The 21562-nt window shown below is 43.0% G+C and carries 20 protein-coding genes and 2 tRNA genes; 11 read left to right on the forward strand and 11 right to left on the reverse strand.

The genetic code is table 11. From position 1 onward, the window contains the following. The first annotated feature begins 92 nt into the window (after positions 1 to 92). The 7 genes from hslU to THMIRH_RS09960 are packed head-to-tail and all read left to right on the forward strand — an operon-like array spanning position 93 to position 6978. Entirely contained in the window at positions 93 to 1412 is a 1320-nt protein-coding gene (hslU, locus tag THMIRH_RS09930; protein WP_173291939.1) for an ATP-dependent protease ATPase subunit HslU, read from the forward strand. A 3-nt stretch (positions 1413 to 1415) separates the two neighbouring features. Then, positions 1416 to 1808 (forward strand): gamma-butyrobetaine hydroxylase family protein, encoded by a 393-nt coding sequence (locus THMIRH_RS09935; RefSeq protein ID WP_173291940.1) that lies wholly within the window; start codon positions 1416 to 1418, stop codon positions 1806 to 1808. 10 nt (positions 1809 to 1818) lie between these two features. Continuing rightward, positions 1819 to 2571, forward strand: coding sequence for a bifunctional demethylmenaquinone methyltransferase/2-methoxy-6-polyprenyl-1,4-benzoquinol methylase UbiE (gene ubiE / locus THMIRH_RS09940; RefSeq protein WP_173291941.1), 753 nt, complete (start codon positions 1819 to 1821; stop codon positions 2569 to 2571). Continuing rightward, a complete protein-coding gene (locus THMIRH_RS09945) occupies positions 2571 to 3254 on the forward strand; it encodes a ubiquinone biosynthesis accessory factor UbiJ (protein ID WP_173291942.1) in 684 nt (227 codons plus the stop codon). Before ubiE ends, THMIRH_RS09945 begins: the two co-directional genes overlap by 1 nt. An 8-nt stretch (positions 3255 to 3262) precedes the next feature. Further along, positions 3263 to 4900 carry a ubiquinone biosynthesis regulatory protein kinase UbiB gene (gene ubiB, locus THMIRH_RS09950; RefSeq protein ID WP_173291943.1) on the forward strand — a complete coding sequence of 546 codons (1638 nt, stop codon included), beginning with the start codon at positions 3263 to 3265 and terminating at the stop codon, positions 4898 to 4900. 9 nt (positions 4901 to 4909) lie between these two features. Beyond that, entirely contained in the window at positions 4910 to 6058 is a 1149-nt protein-coding gene (locus tag THMIRH_RS09955) for a murein transglycosylase domain-containing protein (RefSeq protein WP_173291944.1), read from the forward strand. Between the two features lie 8 nt (positions 6059 to 6066). Beyond that, positions 6067 to 6978 carry a cyclic nucleotide-binding domain-containing protein gene (locus THMIRH_RS09960; RefSeq protein WP_173291945.1) on the forward strand — a complete coding sequence of 304 codons (912 nt, stop codon included), beginning with the start codon at positions 6067 to 6069 and terminating at the stop codon, positions 6976 to 6978. Here THMIRH_RS09960 and THMIRH_RS09965 read toward each other — a convergent pair. The 11 genes from THMIRH_RS09965 to THMIRH_RS10015 form a co-directional block, all read right to left on the reverse strand. Next, on the reverse strand, positions 6963 to 7526 hold the full coding sequence (locus THMIRH_RS09965) for a hypothetical protein (protein ID WP_173291946.1): 564 nt from the start codon (positions 7524 to 7526) through the stop codon (positions 6963 to 6965). The genes THMIRH_RS09960 and THMIRH_RS09965 overlap by 16 nt on opposite strands. A gap of 66 nt (positions 7527 to 7592) precedes the next feature. Then, positions 7593 to 10073, reverse strand: coding sequence for a methyl-accepting chemotaxis protein (locus THMIRH_RS09970; protein WP_173291947.1), 2481 nt, complete (start codon positions 10071 to 10073; stop codon positions 7593 to 7595). Between the two features lie 300 nt (positions 10074 to 10373). After that, positions 10374 to 10751, reverse strand: a complete 378-nt coding sequence (locus tag THMIRH_RS09975) for a nucleotidyltransferase domain-containing protein (protein WP_173291948.1) — start codon at positions 10749 to 10751, stop codon at positions 10374 to 10376. Next, entirely contained in the window at positions 10748 to 11167 is a 420-nt protein-coding gene (locus tag THMIRH_RS09980) for a nucleotidyltransferase substrate binding protein (RefSeq protein WP_173291949.1), read from the reverse strand. The genes THMIRH_RS09975 and THMIRH_RS09980 overlap by 4 nt, the downstream gene beginning before the upstream one ends. A 303-nt stretch (positions 11168 to 11470) precedes the next feature. After that, positions 11471 to 11547 (reverse strand) — tRNA-Met (locus tag THMIRH_RS09985). Positions 11548 to 11628: 81 nt separating this feature from the next. Further along, the gene (gene ychF / locus THMIRH_RS09990; protein WP_173291950.1) at positions 11629 to 12720 is read right to left on the reverse strand and encodes a redox-regulated ATPase YchF; all 1092 of its coding nucleotides are present in this window, start codon (positions 12718 to 12720) and stop codon (positions 11629 to 11631) included. A 36-nt stretch (positions 12721 to 12756) separates the two neighbouring features. Further along, positions 12757 to 13332 (reverse strand): aminoacyl-tRNA hydrolase, encoded by a 576-nt coding sequence (gene pth, locus THMIRH_RS09995; protein ID WP_173291951.1) that lies wholly within the window; start codon positions 13330 to 13332, stop codon positions 12757 to 12759. A 41-nt stretch (positions 13333 to 13373) separates the two neighbouring features. Then, a complete protein-coding gene (locus THMIRH_RS10000; protein ID WP_173291952.1) occupies positions 13374 to 13958 on the reverse strand; it encodes a 50S ribosomal protein L25/general stress protein Ctc in 585 nt (194 codons plus the stop codon). A 172-nt stretch (positions 13959 to 14130) separates the two neighbouring features. Then, complete coding sequence (locus THMIRH_RS10005; protein WP_173291953.1) at positions 14131 to 15099, reverse strand: ribose-phosphate pyrophosphokinase; 969 nt, start codon at positions 15097 to 15099, stop codon at positions 14131 to 14133. 58 nt (positions 15100 to 15157) lie between these two features. After that, a tRNA-Gln gene (locus THMIRH_RS10010) sits at positions 15158 to 15232 on the reverse strand. A 198-nt stretch (positions 15233 to 15430) separates the two neighbouring features. Continuing rightward, entirely contained in the window at positions 15431 to 17299 is a 1869-nt protein-coding gene (locus THMIRH_RS10015; protein ID WP_173291954.1) for a tetratricopeptide repeat protein, read from the reverse strand. A 211-nt stretch (positions 17300 to 17510) separates the two neighbouring features. On the opposite strand from THMIRH_RS10015, the gene hemA reads away from it, so the two are divergent. The 4 genes from hemA to THMIRH_RS10035 all read left to right on the forward strand — a co-directional run bounded on the left by hemA (position 17511) and on the right by THMIRH_RS10035 (position 21559). After that, positions 17511 to 18770, forward strand: a complete 1260-nt coding sequence (gene hemA, locus THMIRH_RS10020) for a glutamyl-tRNA reductase (protein ID WP_173291955.1) — start codon at positions 17511 to 17513, stop codon at positions 18768 to 18770. Between the two features lie 76 nt (positions 18771 to 18846). Then, a complete protein-coding gene (gene prfA, locus THMIRH_RS10025; RefSeq protein WP_173291956.1) occupies positions 18847 to 19941 on the forward strand; it encodes a peptide chain release factor 1 in 1095 nt (364 codons plus the stop codon). Then, a complete protein-coding gene (prmC, locus tag THMIRH_RS10030; protein ID WP_173291957.1) occupies positions 19938 to 20795 on the forward strand; it encodes a peptide chain release factor N(5)-glutamine methyltransferase in 858 nt (285 codons plus the stop codon). The genes prfA and prmC overlap by 4 nt, the downstream gene beginning before the upstream one ends. Further along, positions 20792 to 21559 (forward strand): HesA/MoeB/ThiF family protein, encoded by a 768-nt coding sequence (locus tag THMIRH_RS10035; protein WP_173291958.1) that lies wholly within the window; start codon positions 20792 to 20794, stop codon positions 21557 to 21559. Before prmC ends, THMIRH_RS10035 begins: the two co-directional genes overlap by 4 nt. Positions 21560 to 21562: the final 3 nt, after the last annotated feature.

Below are 21562 nucleotides of genomic sequence, written 5' to 3' on the forward strand. Positions count from 1 at the left end.
ACTATAATAATCTTCTTTGATTATTTTTTAGCCAACCGACGCTTTTTGAGCAAGGCTTCTGTTCCCATAATTTTAAGGATTGATAAACTTCTATGATGACCCCTAAGGAAATTGTTCACGCACTTGATACGCATATTGTTGGCCAAGCTGACGCCAAAAAATCTGTGGCGATTGCGCTTAGAAATCGTTGGAGAAGAAGTCAACTCGCCGAAGATTTGCGTGCTGAAGTTACCCCTAAAAACATTCTTATGATTGGCCCTACAGGCGTGGGTAAAACCGAAATTGCGCGTCGTTTGGCCAAGTTAGCCAATGCGCCCTTTATTAAAGTCGAAGCCACTAAATACACCGAAGTGGGTTATGTGGGCAGAGAAGTTGACTCTATTATTAAGGATTTGGCAGAAAGCGCGGTCAAAATGCACAAAGAACAAGCCATGAAAGCCGTGCAGCGCAAAGCAGAAGACTTGGCTGAAGAGCGTGTTTTGGATGCACTGTTACCGCCTGCTCGCGGTTTTGAAGCCGAAAGCCACGACAATATGGCCGATACGCGTCAAAAATTCCGCAAAAAGCTGCGTGAAGGCCAGTTAGATGACAAAGAAATTGAAATAGATTTAAACGCTGCCCCTGCGCATGTTGAAATTATGGGCGCTCCGGGCATGGAAGAAATGACCCAACAATTGCAAGGTATGTTTGAAAACCTTAATCAAGGCAAAAAACAAAAACGCAAATTGCCTATTAAAAAAGCCTTGAAAATGCTCACTGAAGATGAAGCACAGCGCCTAATTGACCAAGAAGAAATTAAAACCAAAGCCATTGAAAATGTTGAACAAAATGGCATTGTATTTATCGACGAAATTGATAAGGTTTGTAAACGCCAAGAAAGCTCAGGCGGTGATGTATCCCGCGAAGGTGTACAACGCGATTTATTGCCTTTAATTGAAGGCACCACTGTTTCAACCCGTTATGGCATGATTAAAACCGACCATATTTTGTTTATTGCATCGGGCGCGTTTCATTTGGCCAAGCCGTCAGATTTAATTCCAGAGCTACAAGGGCGCTTGCCGATTCGCGTGGAATTGAAGTCGTTAAAAGTGGAAGACTTTGTGCGCATTCTCACCGAACCCAAAGCCTCACTGACCATGCAGGCGATTGAGTTATTGAAAACCGAAGGCATGAATATTCGCTTTCAACCCGAGAGTATTCAGCGTTTGGCAGAGATAGCCTTTCATGTTAATGAAAACACCGAAAACATTGGCGCGCGCCGCTTACATACGGTGATGGAGCGTTTGTTAGAAGAAATCTCGTTTAACGCACCCGATGCCGCTGAAAAAGAATTGGAAATTACCGTAGATTTTGTGAATGAGCGCCTAGGCGAGTTATCGCAAAACCAAGATTTGTCGCAATATATTTTGTAACTGATGATGAAAACACCGCAACCTACCGACATTAAATTGCACCAAAAATCTCGCTTGCTAGAAGTGAGCTTTACCACAGGCGAAACCTTTAAATTGCCTTGCGAATACCTGCGGGTTTATTCGCAATCCGCCGAAGTGACTGGCCACACACCCGACCAAGCGGTTTTGCAGGTGGGCAAACAAGCCGTCAATATCGTCGACATTACCCCAGTTGGCAACTATGCCGTCAAACTGCATTTTGACGATGGTCACGATACCGGTCTTTACACTTGGGAACGCCTGTATGACTTGGGTCAACATCAAACTGAGTATTGGCAAGACTACCTCAAACAACTCAAAGCCGCAGGCCATTCTCACCCAGATATGCCTCGCCCCAACCTAACCGATTTAATTTAAGGGACGCATTATGAACGCAGAAAAAAAGACCATTGATTTTGGATTTACCGAAGTTCCTTTAGAAGAAAAAGTGAAAAAGGTCAAAGGGGTTTTTGACTCGGTGGCGGGCAATTATGACTTGATGAATGATGTTATGTCCATGGGCATTCACCGCATTTGGAAGCGCCACACCATCGAACTGAGTGGCATACGCCCTGGCAATGTGGTTTTAGATTTGGCAGGCGGCACCGGCGATTTGACCAAAGCCTTTGCCAAGCGTGTCGGCAAAACAGGTAAGGTGGTTTTGGCAGATATTAACGAAAGCATGGTGCGAGTTGGGCGCGACCGCTTAACGGACGAAGGCATTATTGGTAATGTGAATTACACCATTACCAATGCCGAAGCCTTGACCTTTCCAGACAATACCTTTGACTTGGTGACCATTGCGTTTGGCTTGCGTAATGTCACCCACAAAGATAAAGCGCTGGCAGAAATTTATCGCGTATTAAAGCCTGGCGGACAACTGATGGTTTTAGAGTTTTCAAAAGTCTCTCAGCCTTTACTCGCCAAAGCCTATGATTTTTATTCGTTCAGCATTTTGCCCAAAATGGGCAAGTTGATTGCCAATGATGAAGCCAGCTATCAGTACCTTGCTGAGTCGATTCGTATGCACCCAGACCAAGAAACCCTCAAGCAGATGATGTTGACGGCGGGATTTGATAAGGCTGAATACCTCAATATGTCAGAAGGCATTGTTGCTTTACACCGTGGATGGAAATACTAATGGCACTAAAATCCCTAGAAGATAACGTTCAAAAAGGCATCGAAAAAAGCCTAGAAACCGCCCAAAAACTACCAGGCCTGGTTAAAACTGGATTGTCAAAAGGCTTAGAAACGCTACTGAATCAACTGATTCGATTAGATGAAGAACAAGGTAAAGGCTTTGCACCTTGTGATGAAAAGGTGATTCAACTCACGCTGGGGGATGTGTCGCAAACCTTTTTTATCATCTATCAGATAACCGACAAACAGGGTGAGTTCAGTGTGCAAACCACCTTAATGGGTGCGCCTGATTGTCACATCAAAACCCGCTTAGGCGCTTTGATTAACCAGCAACCTGCCGAGCGCATAACGGGCGATGAAATACTCGCGCAACAATTTTTAAATGCCCTCGCCGATTTAGAAATTGACTGGGAAGAACATTTGTCGCATTACACGGGTGACTTGGTGGCGTTTAAAGTGGGACATGCTGTGCGCACTGGCATAGATGCCAAGCAACAAGCCAAACAAAAAGCCGGCGATACCTTTAAAGAATATTTACAGTTTGAAGTAAATTTATTGCCCACCCAACATCAAGTGGCTGCCTTTAATCAAAAGGTCAACGCCACCCAATCCGCTGTTGATGCCTTAGAAAACCGCATCAATGCTCTGTTCGCTTCTGTTAATTCTGCTCACTCTGCTAAATAAAGACCTCTATGAAATTCTTCACTCGCCCGTTTAAACAAGTTTCTCGCATTATCAAAATCAACCGCGTGCTCACCTATTACCAAATCGACAAGATGGTGTTGGGCAATTCTAAATATGCTTGGTTGATTTTAATTAACCTAATGCTCCCCTGGAACTGGCGCGCTCAATCACAAGGAGAACGCGGCGAGCGCATTCGTTTGGCACTGGAAGAACTGGGTCCTATTTTTATTAAATTAGGACAAGCCCTCTCCACCCGCAAAGATTTGCTGCCTGAGGATATTGGCTCTGAACTGCGCAAGCTCCAAGACGACTGCCCACCGTTTGACGAAGCGCACTCTAAAGCCATTATCGAAAAAGGCTTGAAGCGCTCCATTGAAGACGCTTATGCCAGTTTTGACCCAACCCCCATGGCCTCGGCATCGATTGCCCAAGTGCATGCCGCCAGTTTGCATGATGGTACCGAAGTGGTGATTAAGGTGGTGCGTCCAGACATTAAACCGGTCATAGAGCAGGATGTCGGCATTATGAAATCCTTGGCGGGTTTGTTAGAAGCGGCCGTTAAAGAATCCAAACGCTTACACCCCAAAGAAGTGGTGGAAGAATTTGAAAAAACCATTCTCGATGAACTCGACATGATGCGCGAAGCCTCTAACGCCTCGCAATTGCGCCGCAACTTTGAAAACTCTGACCTTCTTTATGTGCCAGAAGTTTATTGGTCGCACACCAACGACAATGTGATGACCATGGAGCGCATTTATGGCACACGCATTTCCGAAACCGAAAAGCTGATTGAGCAAGGCATTGACCTCACCGACCTATCGGCCAAGGGTGTGACCATTTTCTTTACACAGGTCTTCAAACACAACTTTTTCCATGCCGATATGCACCCTGGCAATATTTTTGTATTGCCCGATGGGCGTTATGCCGCCATCGATTTTGGGATTATGGGCACGCTGACGCCAGACGACCAACGCTATTTGGCTGAAAACTTTTTGGCATTCTTTAACCGCGATTATTTGCGCGTATCAGAACTGCACATTGAATCGGAATGGGTGCCTAAAGAAACGCGTGTTAACGAACTGGAATCGGCCATTCGCTCGGTTTGTGAACCCATTTGGGACAGACCGCTTAAAGAAATTTCATTTGGGTTATTTTTAATGCGCCTCTTCCAAACCGCGCGCCGCTTTGGCATGGAAGTACAACCACAACTTGTGTTGCTGCAAAAAACCCTACTCAACATTGAAGGCTTAGGTCGTCAATTGGACGATGAACTCGATTTATGGGATACCGCAAAACCCTTCTTAGAAAACTGGATGCACGAACGAGTTGGCTTTAAAAGTTTGGTCAAAAACACCCAAGCCAACTTACCGTTATGGATTGAACACGCCCCGCAACTGCCGGGTTTATTGCATGCCAGTTTACACAAACTGGCGCATGCCGATTTTCAACAGCAATCCATTCAACTGGCTAAGTTAGAAAAACAAATCCAAGCCCAAACCCGTGCGCAAAGTTTTAGAACCCTCGGAATACTGCTGATTGTGTTTGCATTTTTACCAGGCCTGGTTAATTTTGACTGGATAAATGAATCTGTATTACAACTATTATTGGTGGTAAGTGGCGCCTATTTAATTCTTAAGAAAACCTAATCCAACCTTATGAACAGAAGACAATTTTTAACGGCCCTGAGTAGTTTAGGCGGTCTAGGCAGCTTGGGGCTTTTAAGCGCTTGTACCCCTGCCGAAATCAAACGCGGCGTGACCACCAGCCAAAGTTTGGTTAAAGGCGATGTACCCAAGGTCTTAAGCGCGCAAATTCCCAAAACCGGCATTGCTGAAATAGACGGCCTCATCCAAAGCCAACTCAAACAACTCATCAAAGAACTCAGCAAGACTTGGGGCGATAAAAAAGTCGCCACCCCAAAAGAGTATGTTAAATACACCGACCATTATCAAAGCCGTGCCATCATCAACTTTTCAACGCGAACCATTCAGGTAGAAACGCTTGCGGCTCAAAACGCCACCAGCACTCTAAAGTCGGCCATCGTTGCAACACTGTTAACCTCAGAAGACCCCAGCACAGTCGACTTATTGTCCGACAAAGCCGTTGAGATTGGACAAAAACCTTTCTTATCAGGATTAGTGCTTGATCAAGATAACAAGTCGATTGAAACCCAATGGCGCGCTGAGCGTTATGCGGATTTACTGCTTAGAAGCATGAAAAACGATACCTACAATGGCAAATCACGGCATTTTGTCTTGTTTAATATGGTGAAAGATACCCAAGCCAAGCAAGAGCATAAATACGCCATCACCGTGCAACGCCAAAGTCAACGATTTGGCATCCAAAAATCTTTAATTTATGCCATTATCCAAACCGAAAGTGACTTCAATCCCTATGCCATGAGCCCGATTCCCGCTTATGGACTGATGCAAATCGTGCCGCAAAGTGCCGGGCGAGATGCGCACGAATTGTTGTATAACAAAGCCGGCACACCCACCAAAAATACCCTATTTAATGCCGAAAAAAATATTGAGTTTGGTACCGCTTATTTACACATTTTATTTAACCGTTACTTGGTAAAGGTCAAAAATTCGGTTGCTCGAGAATATTGTTGTATTGCAGCTTATAACACCGGCAGCGGTAATGTCTTAAAAGCCTTTGACAGTGACCGAACCCAGGCGCTTAAAAAAATTAACAACATGAATAGCCAAGAAGTTTACAATCATTTACGCAAGCATTTAAAGTACGAAGAAGCGCGTAACTATTTACGCAAAGTTGTCAAAAACAAAAAGAATTTTGGATAACATTCCCCATGAATGAGAAATCGACACCCACTTTAAAAAGTTTTAGAGCTGATGAAATCATCTTTAATGAAGGTGATGCCGGCTATAAGGTTTACATTATCAAACAAGGCTCGGTGAACATTGTTGCCCAACATGGCGACCAAGCCGTAACCCTAGCTCAACTCACTGAAGGCGCATGTTTTGGTGAAATGGCCGTTTTATCCAGTGGCCCACGCTCTGCCACCGCCGTTTCTGCCGACAATACTCTGGTTTATGAAATCGACAAAGCGCAAGTGCTGAAAATGATCAGTGAACTTTCGCCTTTATTTAGAGCGGTCATTGCCTCACTGATTAAACGCGTTCGCAATTTAAACACCTTGGTGTTGGAAAAATCCACCCAACCTCACCCCTTAATGGCCACCATAGAAATTCTGCAAATCCTTAAATACCATGCCAATCGCGAAGAAGATAACAGCCACAATACGACAAGCCGCGGCGGCAATATGGACATAGAGATTGAAATCGGAGAAGCAGATGACTTGGTCAAATTGACCAGTCAATTGGTTCAAAATACTCTGGCGAAAATTTTAGGGCTCACTCAAGCAGAAAGCTTACAAGTCTTAGAAAAACTCGCCTTTTTAAATCTGATTGAGATAGAAGTGGCTCATCTGCAAAAATTCATTGTTTTTAGTCCAGCCAAGCTGTTAAAAGATGCTAAACCAAAACTGAAAAACGAAATTTTTAAGTACGAAAATACCATATCAACCGAGTTAGAGTATCTAGATTTAGCCGAACTGGCTAACCAATTGGGTACCGACAGTCAGCGGTTGATTGAGTCAATCGCTTTAGGCTACATCAGTGAAGACGCTATCTTGTTAAAAAGATCAGTTGTTTTAGACGATATTAAAAAGGAAAGCCGCGTTCTTCAACGCAAACGATAACGCGGTTCGCTAAGTAAAGGGGCAGCGACTTGAATGTTTTTATCTCTGTCTAAACGCTGTAACAACTCATCATAAGAAGTTTGCGGTTTTACATCAAAAATAGCGGTAAAGCGATTAGGGAGCTGAGTCACTTTAACAAAACCATATTGCTCCGCAATCTTATCAATATCGGCTTCTTTGTAAGTTTTTATCAAAAAAGAGCCATTAATCACTGCGCTCATGCCAGTTTGTCGGTTAAACAATACCGGAGAAAACTCATAAGCCTTCTGCGAACGGTCTTGTTTTATTATCGGACCACAAGTCGTTTTAGAAAACCATTCTGTGTCTGCTTGATAGATAAACCAGCCGCCATTCTGCTCCAATAAAGTCAATTGAAACTCGCTAGGCAACTGTTCAGGTATCAACAAAGAAGCAACCCGTTGATTACGAATCTCATAAGCAGGACCCGCCATTTGCGCCACCAACTCACAGCCATATAAATAGGCTTGAGCATGGCTTGCGCCTAAAAGCCCCAAGATCGCAAGGCCGAATTTTTTCAACAATTTCACTTTCGCTCCCTAGCATTTTTAGCGAGTTTAAACAGGCGTTAGCTTACGCCAAAAACTAATCGAACACTAGGCTGTTTTGACAACACCATGCAAAATGACATCATTCGCAACTTCTGACGCTTGGCGCAACTTAAAGCTTTGTAAGCGCTCTTCAACCCCTTGCACGCTGGTAATAATACTTTCAGAAGTTTGCGCAACCTCTTCAACTAAGGCTGCATTCTGCTGAGTAACATCATTGATTTGCTGCAAGGACTCACTCACTTCGTTAATGCCTGCGGTTTGTTGTTTTAGCGAATGTTGCATACCATCCATCATGCTGGATATTTCATCAATAGAAGACGCATTTTCTTCAAACGCCTGTTTAGTTAAACGGCTCAATTCTATGCCCTGTTTAACCTTTTCGATGCTGTGTTTGGTAAGGTGTTGAATACTGCTGGCGGCTTCTGCGGACTTACTGGCTAAACTGCGTACCTCTGAGGCAACCACCGCAAAACCTCTTCCTTGTTCACCCGCTCTAGCCGCCTCAACGGCAGCATTTAAAGCCAATAAATTGGTTTGAAATGCTATATCGTCGATCACCTGTGTAAAACTAGATATATCAACACTGGTTTTTTCAATTTCTTGAATGGCTTCAAACATCCGGTTAACAATGTCGGCACCACTGACGGTATTCTTTTTGGCTTCTTGGCTTTTTTGATTCACAGAAGTGGCATTATCAGATGTTTTTTGAACCTGCTGAATCATCTGCTCCATATGATTTAAAGTTGACTGTATGGATATGGCCTGAGCCGAAACTCTTTGACTTAGATCTTGGTTACCCATGCTGATTTCTTTAACACCATTCACCGCATGAGAAGAGGCAACTTGAACTTCTGAAAGCATACGGCTGATGTGGTTAGCCATAATATCCATATTTTCACGCAGTTCATTTAACTTACCATCAAACTCCCCGTGAGTTTTATAGGCAAAGTTGCCTTGCTTAAAGTGCATTAAGGTATTTGATTTATCAACAATCGCTTCTTCTAACTTATGCAAAGCCTGATTTAAATAATCTTTTAGAAGTGTCAAATCTCCAGGCATTTCACATTCAATGCGTTGAGAGAAATCGCCTTGATTCATGCCCATCATGACATCTTTCACTGAAGCAATGGCCAATTTTTGCACGGCAAATGCTGCATTTAAGCTGGCAACGACTTTACGATAATCGCCCGTGTAAAAACTGGCATCTTCCACAAAATCTAATCGACCATCTCTTAAAGCTTGACTCATTTCTTGAATGGCTGACATCGTACTTCTTATTTGTAAAATGGAATCGTTAAACTCATTTTTAAGCGTGAGTAAGTCACCATGATACTCCTGCTGTAATGCAACATTAAAGTCGCCTGACGATAAACCTTGCCCTACCATTTTAAGTTCATCCGTGAGCTGCTGAAACTCCGCCATCAGTACGTGAATACTAAAGCTCATATCGACCAACTCATTTTTACCCTTTAGTGGACGCCAAAGGCTTAAATTACCTGTTTCTGCAATTTCTGCAATTCGCAACCTTACTTTGCGTAAAGGACTTGTAATAGAAGCCACCAACATGGCGTTAAAAATAAGCATCATTAAAACAGCCATGCCACTAATAACAACAACCCAGCGTGTTTGTTCTTTGGATAAAAGCGTTAAACTACTCAAATGATTTAAGGTTGCTTGGTTTGATGAAGTTGAAACGCTTTTCATGACTTCATTAGCGTCATTCACCAACCTGATTAGCGTTTGGTTATTTTCTTTAATAGTGACCAAATAATCTTTGATGTCTTTAAAAGACTCTTGAAAACCATCTCGACTGTCCGCTAATCTTTCCAGAACCTCAGTCAGGTCATCTTCACTTGATAATAACGACTCTATGACACGGATATCCTTTTCAGATTGGTCACCCAGCCCCTTTTGATTAAATTCTTTTAATACAGTAACATCACGACTGGTCACTAACTTTGCTACCTGTGACTGCGAATTTTTCACACGCTCTACGAGACTTTCAAGGACTGCCGTTAAAGAAGGATTATTAACTGTGACATTAAAATTCGTTAATGTCATGATTGATGTGTTTAACTTATGAATGGCAGGGTCGATTCCATACTTTAAGGTACGAGAAATTTCACCTTGAAGGTAAACACTTGAGTTAATAGACTTTTTGTATTCCATCAACATCGTCTGCAAAGAGTCTATTTCTGCCTTTTGCTGATCATCCACCGTCAATTCAGCAATCTCTAAAGCCAATTTTTTTAACAAATCAATTGATTGATTAAAGTTTTGATTATTGTTAGAGGTACTCTCCAACACATATTCATTAGCATTTTGAATGGTCTGTATCAACATCCTTTGCAAATCCGCTAACTTCATCGTTTGATTCTGTTGTATTTGCTGAATTTCTAAGGTTTTAGATTTCACTTCCGCCAAAGACCACCAAGCAACATAAGCAATTGCAATCAAAAACGTTAATGAAAATAACGTGTTAATAAAAAGACGCAAGTTAATGGTCAAATAATTGAGCAATTTCATTATGGTCACACTCACAGATTAAAATTTGAGCGAGAATAATAACTTTGCAAACAAATACTTATATTAAAGTTTAATTAAAAATGCGTACATTTTTTGTCACAATTCAGCGAAAATTTACCCAGGCCTGGTTAAAACACGCTCTAAATTGGCGCCATTTCTATAATTTATTTTTGTATTTTCTGGATAACATCATGCTGCAAAAGGATAAGGAGCAATTTGAACGCACCCCTGAAAATACAAGCATTCCTGTTATTCTATATTTGGCTGGGAAAGTCTCTTTACATGGTTTAGAACGCGGAGTTAATGATGGGATTCAACAGTTAGTCGATAATCAGCGCGGTCAAAAAACGGACAACCAACCCGATTAATATGGTCAATTAAATCTTGATTTTCAATCTGGTCAAACCAAGAAAGATCAACTTGATTGAGAAAGTCTAACTCATCAATTTGATTAGCTATTTCAGCCAAAAGTGAAAGCTGTTGTTGCTGAGGGTCGAATGTAAATAAGGTTAAATCAATATCAGAACCTTTTTTAAAAGTCCCTTTGGCACGTGAACCGTAAATCACAGCCTTTTGAATCTCTGGATGCGCCCACAAAACTTGCTGTATTGAATGGATAGTTGATGCCTTCAGCCCAAAGGCATCGGGCAACTCCGTTTTTTTTAATATTGCCGTCATTTTGGCAACAACCTCATCAAATCATTTTTTAATTTTACAAAAGCAGGATAATAATTTTTTTGAATGGCTTTCAGAACTTGTAGCATAGTGGCTTCATTATAGGTATGCACTGTCAATTGTCGAGTTTTGACCATCTCTAACCAAAGTTTATCATTGTCAATTAATCCACGACTAAAGGCCATACGAAATGCATCTCGACTGCCTTGAATAGAAATCTCCCCTTGATATTCATAGAAGTCTTTCAAAACATTCCAAGCAAGTTCATAGTTGTACTCAAAGGCTTGGATAACCCCCTGTTGTTCAAGTTCACTCAAAGGGCGAGCACTCACAATAACCATTGCTTTATCCAGCTGTTTTAAAGCATTTTGGTAATTATTAAAACGTTGAATCCAGCGAATATCTTGTTCTTGTTGCATAACCTATACCCGTATTAAATTTTCACTATTAAGTTGCTCGAAACATTCCAACAAAGAATCCAAATAATCACCTCAAGCTTGCATCATCTTTTTTATTCAAGCGTTTATATCCAGAAGTTTTGATGAACTAAGGTAATTCAATTTCCGCATACATGCACGCTAGTTTACACAAAAAAATGAAATTTGAGGCGTTTGAATAAAATGAAATCAGAATTGTAAATTCGTTGAATACTCGTAAACTATTGATTTTAAGATATTTTAGGCAATAAAAAAGCCCGTATGAAACGGGCTGATTTAAGAATATGGTGGCTACACCGGGATTCGAACCTGGGACCCCATCATTATGAGTGATGTGCTCTAACCAACTGAGCTATGTAGCCAAAAGATTGTGCGTATTATAGGGATTTCGAAAAAGATGTCAACCATGTGACAATCTTTTTCAAACCCTTTTTAGCATTTAATTAGACATTAAAACGGAAGTGCATAACATCGCCATCTTGCACGATGTATTCTTTACCTTCTAAACGCTGTTTGCCAGCGGCTTTTGCACCACTGTCACCTTTATAATCGATAAAGTCTTGGTAAGCAGTCACTTCTGCACGGATAAATCCGCGTTCGAAATCGGTGTGAATAACACCAGCGGCTTGAGGAGCGGTTGCGCCTTTTTTAACCGTCCAAGCACGCACTTCTTTAACGCCAGCGGTAAAGTAGGTTTGTAAGCCTAATAAGTCGTAAGCTGCGCGAATAACGCGATTCAGGCCTGGTTCTTCTTGACCCATTTCAGCTAAAAATTCAGCCTTATCTTCATCGTCTAACTCTGCAACTTGCGATTCAATTTCTGCACTAATCGGCACAACGACCGCACCTTGCGCTTTTGCAACTTCTTCAACCGCGGTTAATAATGGATTATTTTCAAACCCGTCTTCGTTGACATTGGCGATATACATCATTGGCTTGATGGTCAATAAATGTAAGTCGCGCAATTGCAGTAATTCTTCTTCATCTAATGGAACTAGGCGAACCAAAGTTCCATCTTCTACGGCTGCTAAAACTTTTTCGTAAACTGCCAATTTTGCGGATGCTGTTTTATCGCCACTTTTGGCCACTCGTTGCACTTTTTGCACGGCTTTCTGCAGAGATTCCATATCAGCCAATACCAATTCCATATTGATAATTTCGATATCTGACAGTGGATCAACTTTTCCGGCAACATGGACGATATCATCATTTTCAAAACAGCGTACAACCTGAACAATCGCATCGGTTTCACGGATGTTTGCGAGAAATTTATTGCCTAACCCTTCACCCTTAGAAGCACCTTCAACCAGACCCGCAATATCCATAAAATCAACCGTTGCAGAGAGAACTCTTTCTGGTTTAACAATTTCAGCTAAAGCCGCTTCACGCGCATCTGGAACAGGGACAACGCCGACATTCGGTTCAATAGTACAAAAGGGATAGTTAGCAGATTCAATACCCGCATTGGTTAATGCATTAAATAAGGTAGATTTACCAACATTCGGCAAGCCAACGATGCCACATTTAATTCCCATACTGAACTCCTACTCTCATTACTGACTTTTAAATAATTATTTGGTGTGTAACTGATTCATCACTTTCTCAAATTGCCCATCCAAGATTTCTGGTAGATGGCTTGATGCTGCATAAATGGCATCATCGATGAGTTGACGATCTTGTTTGCCACAATTTTTAAGAACATAGTCCACCACAAACTTTTTGTCCCCAGGGTGACCAATACCCAGCCGAATTCGATAGAATTCTTTGGTATCAAGAGCTGAAATGGTGTCACGCAAGCCATTGTGGCCGCCGTGCCCCCCTCCTTTTTTGAGGCGAACGATTCCTGGCTCTAAGTCAAGTTCGTCATGAGCAATAAGAATCTCTTGAGGGGTAATTTTATAAAACTTGGCGAGTGCTTGGATAGATTGGCCACTGCGATTCATAAAAGTGGTTGGCTTTAATAACCAAACATCTAAACCGTTTGACTGAATTCGACAGGCTTGACCTAAGAATTTGGGTTCTGGACGAAACTGCACATTATATTGGCGCGCAATTTCCTCCACAAACCAAAAACCAGCATTATGTCGGGTCTGCTCATACTCTGCTCCGGGATTACCGAGACCGACTATGAGTTTTACAGAAGACATAATGCTGGCTTTAAGTTGAAACTAACGCGATAGCGCTAGAATTATTTAGCAGCTTTTGGCTTACCAATACCTACAACCGCTTGGTCGTAGTCAGAGTTACCATGGCTTAATGCAACGATGCTAACGCCTTCTGGCATAGCTAACTGAGATAAACGCAAGCTTGTTTGAGCTTCCATGTTAGAAACATCAACTGTAATAAATGCAGGCAAATCTTTTGCCAAAGCTTTTACTTCAATATTTGTCTGCATGTAAGACATCATACCACCCATCTTAACGCCAGGCGCTACGGCAGCACCCACGAATTTAATCGGTACACGCTTAGTTAAGTAGCTAGACTCATCAGTTCTTTGCATATCGATGTGTGAAATAGCACCGGTAGCAGGATGACGCTGCATATCTTTGATGATACAAGATTGCTGAGCACCAGCAACTTCAACGGTCAAAACGGTGTTGAATAAATCTGCATCTTGTAAAACACGAGTAACAAAGTTAGATGCAAATGCAACTGACTGTGGCTCTATTCCTGCGCCATAGATAATACCAGGTACTTTACCTGTATTACGAAGGCGGCGGCTCGCACCTTTCCCTTCATCTGAACGTACTTCAGCGTTCCAAACTAAACTCATTTGATTTCTCCAAAAAATAAAATCAAGATCCGATTTCTCGAATCTAAAATCCATGCTCGCGACCAAGCACAGAATGAAAGATGCGCATTATACTGAAAACTTAAAAATAATAAAGACTTAAATGCAAAAAAGCACCCAAATGGGTGCTTTTGACCAGACAATAAAATGCGTTTTATCTCAAGTTGTAGAGTTCAGACACGGATTCTTCTTGGTGTACACGACGAATGGTTTCACCCAACATCGGTGCGACGGTTACCTGACGAATTTTGCTAGAGGCCAAACCAGCTTCTGATAAAGGAATCGTATCTGTCACCACCAACTCTGTTAAACAAGAGTTGTTAATGTTTTCAACCGCTGGACCAGACAAAACTGCATGCACAACATAAGCAGTAACACTTTTGGCACCATGCTCTTTTAACGCTTGCGCCGCTTTACATAGCGTACCCGCGGTATCTACCATGTCGTCTACCAAAATACAGTCACGACCAGCGACATCACCGATGATGTTCATAATTTGCGCAACATTCGCCTTAGGACGACGCTTGTCAATAATAGCCATGTCACAACCTAAAGCCTTAGCAACTGCACGCGCACGCACAACGCCACCCATATCAGGTGAAACAACCATCATGCTTTCGCCAGAGATGTGAGGCGATTTCAACATATCCTCGACCAAAGTCGGTGAACCGTAGATGTTATCCACTGGGATGTCAAAAAAGCCTTGAATTTGGTCAGCGTGTAAATCAACGGTTATGACGCGGTCAGCACCTGCAACGGTAATCATATCAGCCGCTAAACGCGCGGTAATTGGTACACGAGCTGAATGAGGGCGTCTGTCTTGTCTGGCAAAGCCATAGTAAGGAACAACCGCAGTAATACGCTTGGCTGAAGCACGCTTAAGTGCATCAATCATCACCAGCATTTCCATCAAATTGACGGCTGGCTCAGGCGTGCAGGTTGGTTGTAAAACATAAACATCTTTACCGCGAACCGATTCATTAATTTGAACCATAATTTCGCCGTCACTAAAGCGACCAACATCGGCTTTGCCTAGAGGAATATCAATGGCTAAGGAAATGTTCTCTGCAAGGGTAACATTGGCATTACCAGCGAAGAGTCTGACATTTTTATAAGAAGCCATTACAGGCAATCTCCTACGGTTCGAGGATAAAAATGATTTGAAGAATTCGGGAGGATAATGGCAGGGCTAGCTGGATTCGAACCAACGCATGACGGGATCAAAACCCGTTGCCTTACCGCTTGGCGATAGCCCTACATTTATCTGTCTCGTTAAGACAGGTGCGTATTATCCAGTCTTTAAACTCAAAATCAAGCGTTTTTTAATAAAAACTTAAAAAAATTTACTCGGTGCTTCAGTAAGATTGGCACTTTTAATGAAAAACTTTATCAAAACCCATGGGTTACATTCACTCAGAAAATTTGGCGCAACGCTTTAAAAAATTTAGCGCGGCTTAGTTTTTAGAGAGATTCCGCATCAGCGACTGCAAATCTTCATTTTCAGGGAATTGCGGCGCATATTTATCCCACAAGCCTTGAGCCTCTGAAAATTTACTGAGTTGCCACTTGGTTTTAATCAGGTGCATCAAAACTTCTTCATCCGTCTTTAACGCCATCGCTTTCTCTAACAACACCTCTGCTTCAGAATAGCGCGCTTGCATGTAACGCAACCACCCTTGGCTGTCTAAGACATAATAAGCATCGGGGGCGATGGCAACTGCTTTGGCCAATAAGTCTTCTGCCTTATCCAAATGAATATTTTGCTCAACAAAGTAATACCCCAAAGCGTTTAACGCATCCACTTGATTTGGCTTAAGGGCAAGAACACGATTCAATCGATCTTCGTAACTTTGATAATCTGCCGTTTCATAAAACAACGCCGCCTGAGAAAACAAGATATCAATATTGCTCGGCATGATATTTAGGGCTAACTCGTAATTCTGAATGGCTTGAGGGATGTTATCTGCCGCTTTGTAAAAAATGGCTTTTGCACGATAAAGCTTTAACTGATCTTCTGGATCTTCGGCATTTAAGGTTTCCAACTGCTCAAGCACTTTTGTTAGCCCAATCTTTGGGTATTCCAATTCGGCAATTTGCAATTGTGCTTCTATGTAAAACTCACCCTCAACGATTTGTTTAAAGAACAACAATGCCTGTTCAGGTTGGTTTTGTGACTTTTTAGATACACCAGAGTAATACAAACTGATCGACTGAAAACTGGGCACATTTAACAACGGATTTAACAAATCATCGGCTTGCGGGAATTGCTTTTGCTCCATTAACAATAGGGCTAAAGAGAGACGCGAGGTGTAAGCCTGAGGAAATTGCTCAACAATCATCGAGTAACGCTGAACGGCAGATTCATAACGCTCCGCTTTAACTTCTAATCTGGCATATTGCTCTTGAAAGCGCCAGATGTTGGGATTTTGCGCTGCGTAACCCGCCAGTTTATTCAACCCTTCTTCATAAGAGGTCGCCCCCAAATAGGCTTGCGCCAACTTGGTATAAATATCTTCATAGATAACTGTCTTATCCTCGACCCCTTGATAGCTTTTTTCTGACGCCCAAAGACTGGTAAGCGCCACCGAATAATCTTGATAAGCTAAGGCTGCAGCCCCTAACGCATAACCCACCACTCGTTCTTGGGGATACTGTTTTTGAATTTCTTTTAAAAAAGCCAAGCCATATTCAGCGGCAGACGATTGTGCAACTCGATTGGCGGTATCTAACACTAAACTTTCAAAGGTTTGCTGCTGAGACAGTTTAGATGTCACACTATCTTCATCAATAGCTGACTTGGCGCGCATTTCTGCATCGGCTAATTTCACATAGCGTTGCCACTCTTTAAAGGCCGCTTCTAACTCTCCTTCCTGCAAAGACAATAAATAGGCAGCTTGCCAAGTGACGGCTTTGTCTGGCTCAACCTCTTTTAGCAAAGTGGTTGCTTGCTTCATCGATAACAAATTCATGGTTTGCATCGACAACTGAAAAACTCTTTGCGTAATCTCTGGTTCACGGCGCTTTTGTGCGATCGGAATCATCAAGTCAAAGGCATCTTGAAACTGGCCATGCGTAATCAACATTTCAGCAATCATCAACTGATACATGGTTTGCGCATCCATACTCGAATAGGTTGGCGCTTCTTCAACCGGCGTAGATAGGCGAGCATTCACAAAGCCAGACTTCATTTCCACCGCTTCAGGTGCTAAAGTTTCTTTAGCCGCAGGCATATTCAAATGAGAGCAGCCTGACAATTGAGTCAAACCAGACAAAGTCAATAAACTAAGTAAATAAGCGTTTTTAAATTTGATTGAGCGCAACACAGAGATATCCAGTAAGCAGTTAAATTAAAGACAGTATAACGATTAAATGCTACACCGATTCTGGCCAATGAACAGAAGGCCTAGCAATGTGTCATAATAAATGACTCTTTAAGCAGGTAAGTGATGCAAAACTTGCAATTAGAGGGATAATTTAGCAAAATTACGCCTCTTTGATTGCATTATTTTGCTTTGAGCCCCAAAACGATTCCCTATGAAACTATTTACGCTTGGTGTTAACCACGAAACAGCGCCCGTCGACATTCGCGAAAAGGTTTCTTTTTCGACCGAGCAAATTCCACTCGCCTTAACAGAACTCAAACAAAATGGACTTTTACAAGAAGCCACCATCTTATCAACCTGCAATCGAACTGAAATCTACGGCGTTCTAAACGACAACTCGACTTCAGAAATTCGTCAATGGCTGCACCAATACTTCAACATTGAACACAACGACATCAATGGCTATTTGTATGAATACCACAATCTAGACGCAACCAAACACATGATGAAAGTTTCGAGCGGCCTTAATTCATTGGTATTGGGTGAACCGCAAATCTTAGGGCAAATGAAAGATGCCTACAATCTTGGTCACAAAGCCGAAACCATACACCACACCCTAGAGCATCTTTTTCAGCAGATTTTTAAAACTGCCAAACAAGTTCGTACTGACACCGCCATAGGTGCTAGCCCGGTTTCAGTGGCCTTTTCTGCCGTTGCGCTCTCCAAACAATTTTATGGCGACTTGTCCGAGCGTACGGCTTTATTGCTGGGCGCTGGTGAAACCATTGAATTGGTTGCTCGTCACCTTAAAGAAGGTGGCATTGGCAAACTGATTATTGCTAACCGAACCCTAGCGCGCGCTCATAAACTGACAGAATTGCTAGGGGGTTATGCCATCGAACTTCATGAGATTTCTGATCATCTTCATGAAGCCGACATCGTTATTGGTTCAACCGGCAGCCCAATGCCGGTTCTCACCAAAGCACAAGTTGGCCAAGCCCTCAAAAAACGCCGTAATCGCCCCATGTTTATGGTCGATATTGCCGTGCCACGCGACATAGAACCCGGTGCCGGTGACTTTAGCGACACCTACCTTTATACCGTGGACGACCTTCAAGAAATCATTGAAGAAAATAAACGCTCGCGCCAAGATGCCGCACAGGCTGCTGAAGAAATTATTGATGTGCAAGCCGAAGCGTTTATGACGCAATATCTGTCGATTCAAAAGGTCAACCCCCTGATTCAACAGTACCGCACCAATGCTTATGAATTGCGCGACCAAGCGCTCAAAGACGCCCTACACCATTTAAAAAATGGCGACTCTGCCGAACTGGTAATCACCAAACTGGCTAATCAACTCACCAATAAATTATTGCACACCCCCACCTCTCAGCTACACCAAGCAGGGGTTACAGGTAACGAAGCTCTCATCGCCGCAGCTCAAGAATTACTATTGCCAAAAAAACATTAGCGTCTTCAACTTTTATCCGCTGCTTGCCAGTGACACGAAGCTAACGCTCTCTTAAATTAAAAAATAAAGACCTTCCATGAAAAATTCGATTCGCGCAAAACTAGAAACCTTAGTTGAAAGACTGGATGAACTTAATCACCTCATTTCAGACCCTGACACCATTTCAGACCAAAACAAGTTTCGCAACCTCAGCAAAGAACATTCGCAACTGACACCCGTTGTTGAAAGTTTTAACCAGTTTTGTAAAGCCGAAGCCAATCTTGCAGAAGCGCAAGCGATGGTTAACTCGGGGGATGCCGACCTTAAAGAAATGGCACTTGAAGAAATTCCCGAACTTGAATCTGAAATTGAAACGCTTGAATTAGATTTGCAAAAAATGTTACTGCCCAAAGACCCCAATGATGATGCGAACATATTTTTAGAAATTCGTGCGGGCACGGGTGGTGACGAGGCTGCGATTTTTGCAGGTGACCTATTTCGTATGTACAGCCGTTATGCCGAAACCAAACGCTGGCAAGTGGAAGTTTTAAATACCAATGAAGGCGAACATGGCGGATACAAAGAAATCATTTGCCGTATTATTGGCGACGGTGCTTATTCCAAACTGAAGTTCGAATCAGGCGCACATAGAGTGCAACGCGTTCCCGCAACCGAAACCCAAGGCCGCGTCCATACCTCTGCTGCCACCGTTGTCATCATGGCCGAAGCGCCAGATGTTGAACAAGTCGACCTAAATCCTGCGGACCTTAAAGTCGATACCTTTCGCGCTTCAGGTGCGGGTGGACAGCATGTTAACAAAACGGATTCGGCCATTCGTATTACCCATATCCCCACAGGAACCGTGGTTGAATGCCAAGATGAACGCTCGCAACATAAAAACCGCGCAAGAGCCATGTCCTTGTTGGCGGCACGCATCATGGACGAACGCCAACGCAAACACGATGCCGTCATTGCGCAAGAGCGTAAAAGTTTAGTCGGCACAGGCGATCGTTCGGAGCGTATTCGCACCTATAACTATCCACAAGGTCGCGTAACCGATCATCGCATCAACTTAACGCTTTATAAGCTAGACGAAATCATGCAAGGTGCTTTAGGTCAAGTGTTAGACCCTCTTGCCCACGAGTATCAAGCAGAACTGTTGGCCAGCCTGAGTGGTGATAACGCCGCATGACCCCATTAACGCTGGTGGAAGCACTGCATCTTGGAAAGCATCGCCTAACCAGCGATACGGCTCGATTGGATGCTGAAGTTTTACTGGCGTTTGTGCTGCAAAAAGACCGAACCTACCTTTACACCTGGCCTGAAAAACAACTCTCCGCAGAACAATCCCAGCAATTTTTAGAACTGATTCAGCAACGCCAGCTCGGTCACCCTGTGGCGCATTTAACGGGGCAACGCGAGTTTTGGGGGCTTAACTTAACCGTTAATCGTCATACGCTTATCCCTCGACCTGACACTGAAGTCCTTGTAGAAGTGGCTTTGGAAAAACTGCAGGGATTGCAACACCCGAAAGTATTAGACATGGGCACCGGGTCTGGCGCGATTATTTGCGCCATCAAATCAGAACGCCCCGACTCAGAAGCGACTGCGCTGGACTTTCAACTCGAAGCCTTAGCCATCGCCCAGCAAAATGCCAAACAGTTCAACTTGGATATTCAATTTATTCACAGCAATTGGTTTAACGCTATTGCGAATCAAACTTTCGACCTAATTGTATCCAACCCACCCTACATTGAAGAACAAGACCCCCACTTATCGCAAGGTGATGTGCGCTTTGAACCCATCACCGCACTCACGGCTGGCATGTCTGGATTAGACGATATTCAACACCTCATTAAGGCGGCAAAAAGCCATTTAAATGACCAGGCCTGGTTGATTTTAGAGCACGGTTATAATCAAGAAGCCAGTGTTCAAGCCTTGTTTTCTGAACATGGATATCAACAAATTCAAACCGTTAAAGATTATCAACAAAATGCCCGAGTGACGCTAGGGCAATGGTTGCAAACACCGGAGACCAACAGATGAACTTTGATAAAACAGAACTTTCAGATGAAGAACTCAGCCGTTATAGTCGACAAATTTTATTATCCGACATTAATTATGACGGTCAGCTCAAACTTGCTCAATCCCATGCGGTTATTTTTGGATTAGGCGGGCTGGGCTCTCCCGTTTCCTTGTATTTAGCCGCTGCCGGTGTCGGCAAACTGACTTTGGTGGATTTCGATTCGGTTGATGACTCTAATCTGCAGCGTCAAATTGTGCACCGTGAAGCCAATATTGGACAAGCCAAAGTAGATTCTGCCAAACAAAATCTGCAAGCCTTGAATCGCCACATTCAAATTGCAACGCTCAATCACAGCTTAGACGAGGCAGAACTCTTAACCCTAATGGAATCCGCTGACATTGCTATCGATTGCACCGATAACTTCAGCAGTCGATTTGCCATTAACCAAGCATGCTTACAGGCTAAGAAACCCCTAGTGTCTGGCGCCGCCATTCGCTGGGAAGGTCAATTGACCACTTATGATTTTCGGCAAGACAACAGCCCTTGTTATGCTTGCCTCTATAAACCTGGCAGCCATCAAGAACTCACTTGCAGTCAAAACGGGGTGTTATCGCCCATTGTTGGGATGGTGGGCAGCATGCAGTCACTAGAAGCCGTTAAAGCCTTGCTTGGTTTGCCAACCTTAATGGGTAAACTGATGATTTTAGATGGCTATACCCTGCAAATACGCACCCTCAATCTTAAAAAAGATACCCACTGCCCAGTTTGCCAAGCGCAATCCTAACAG

This window comes from Thiosulfativibrio zosterae (assembly GCF_011398155.1).
Lineage (GTDB): Bacteria > Pseudomonadota > Gammaproteobacteria > Thiomicrospirales > Thiomicrospiraceae > Thiosulfativibrio > Thiosulfativibrio zosterae.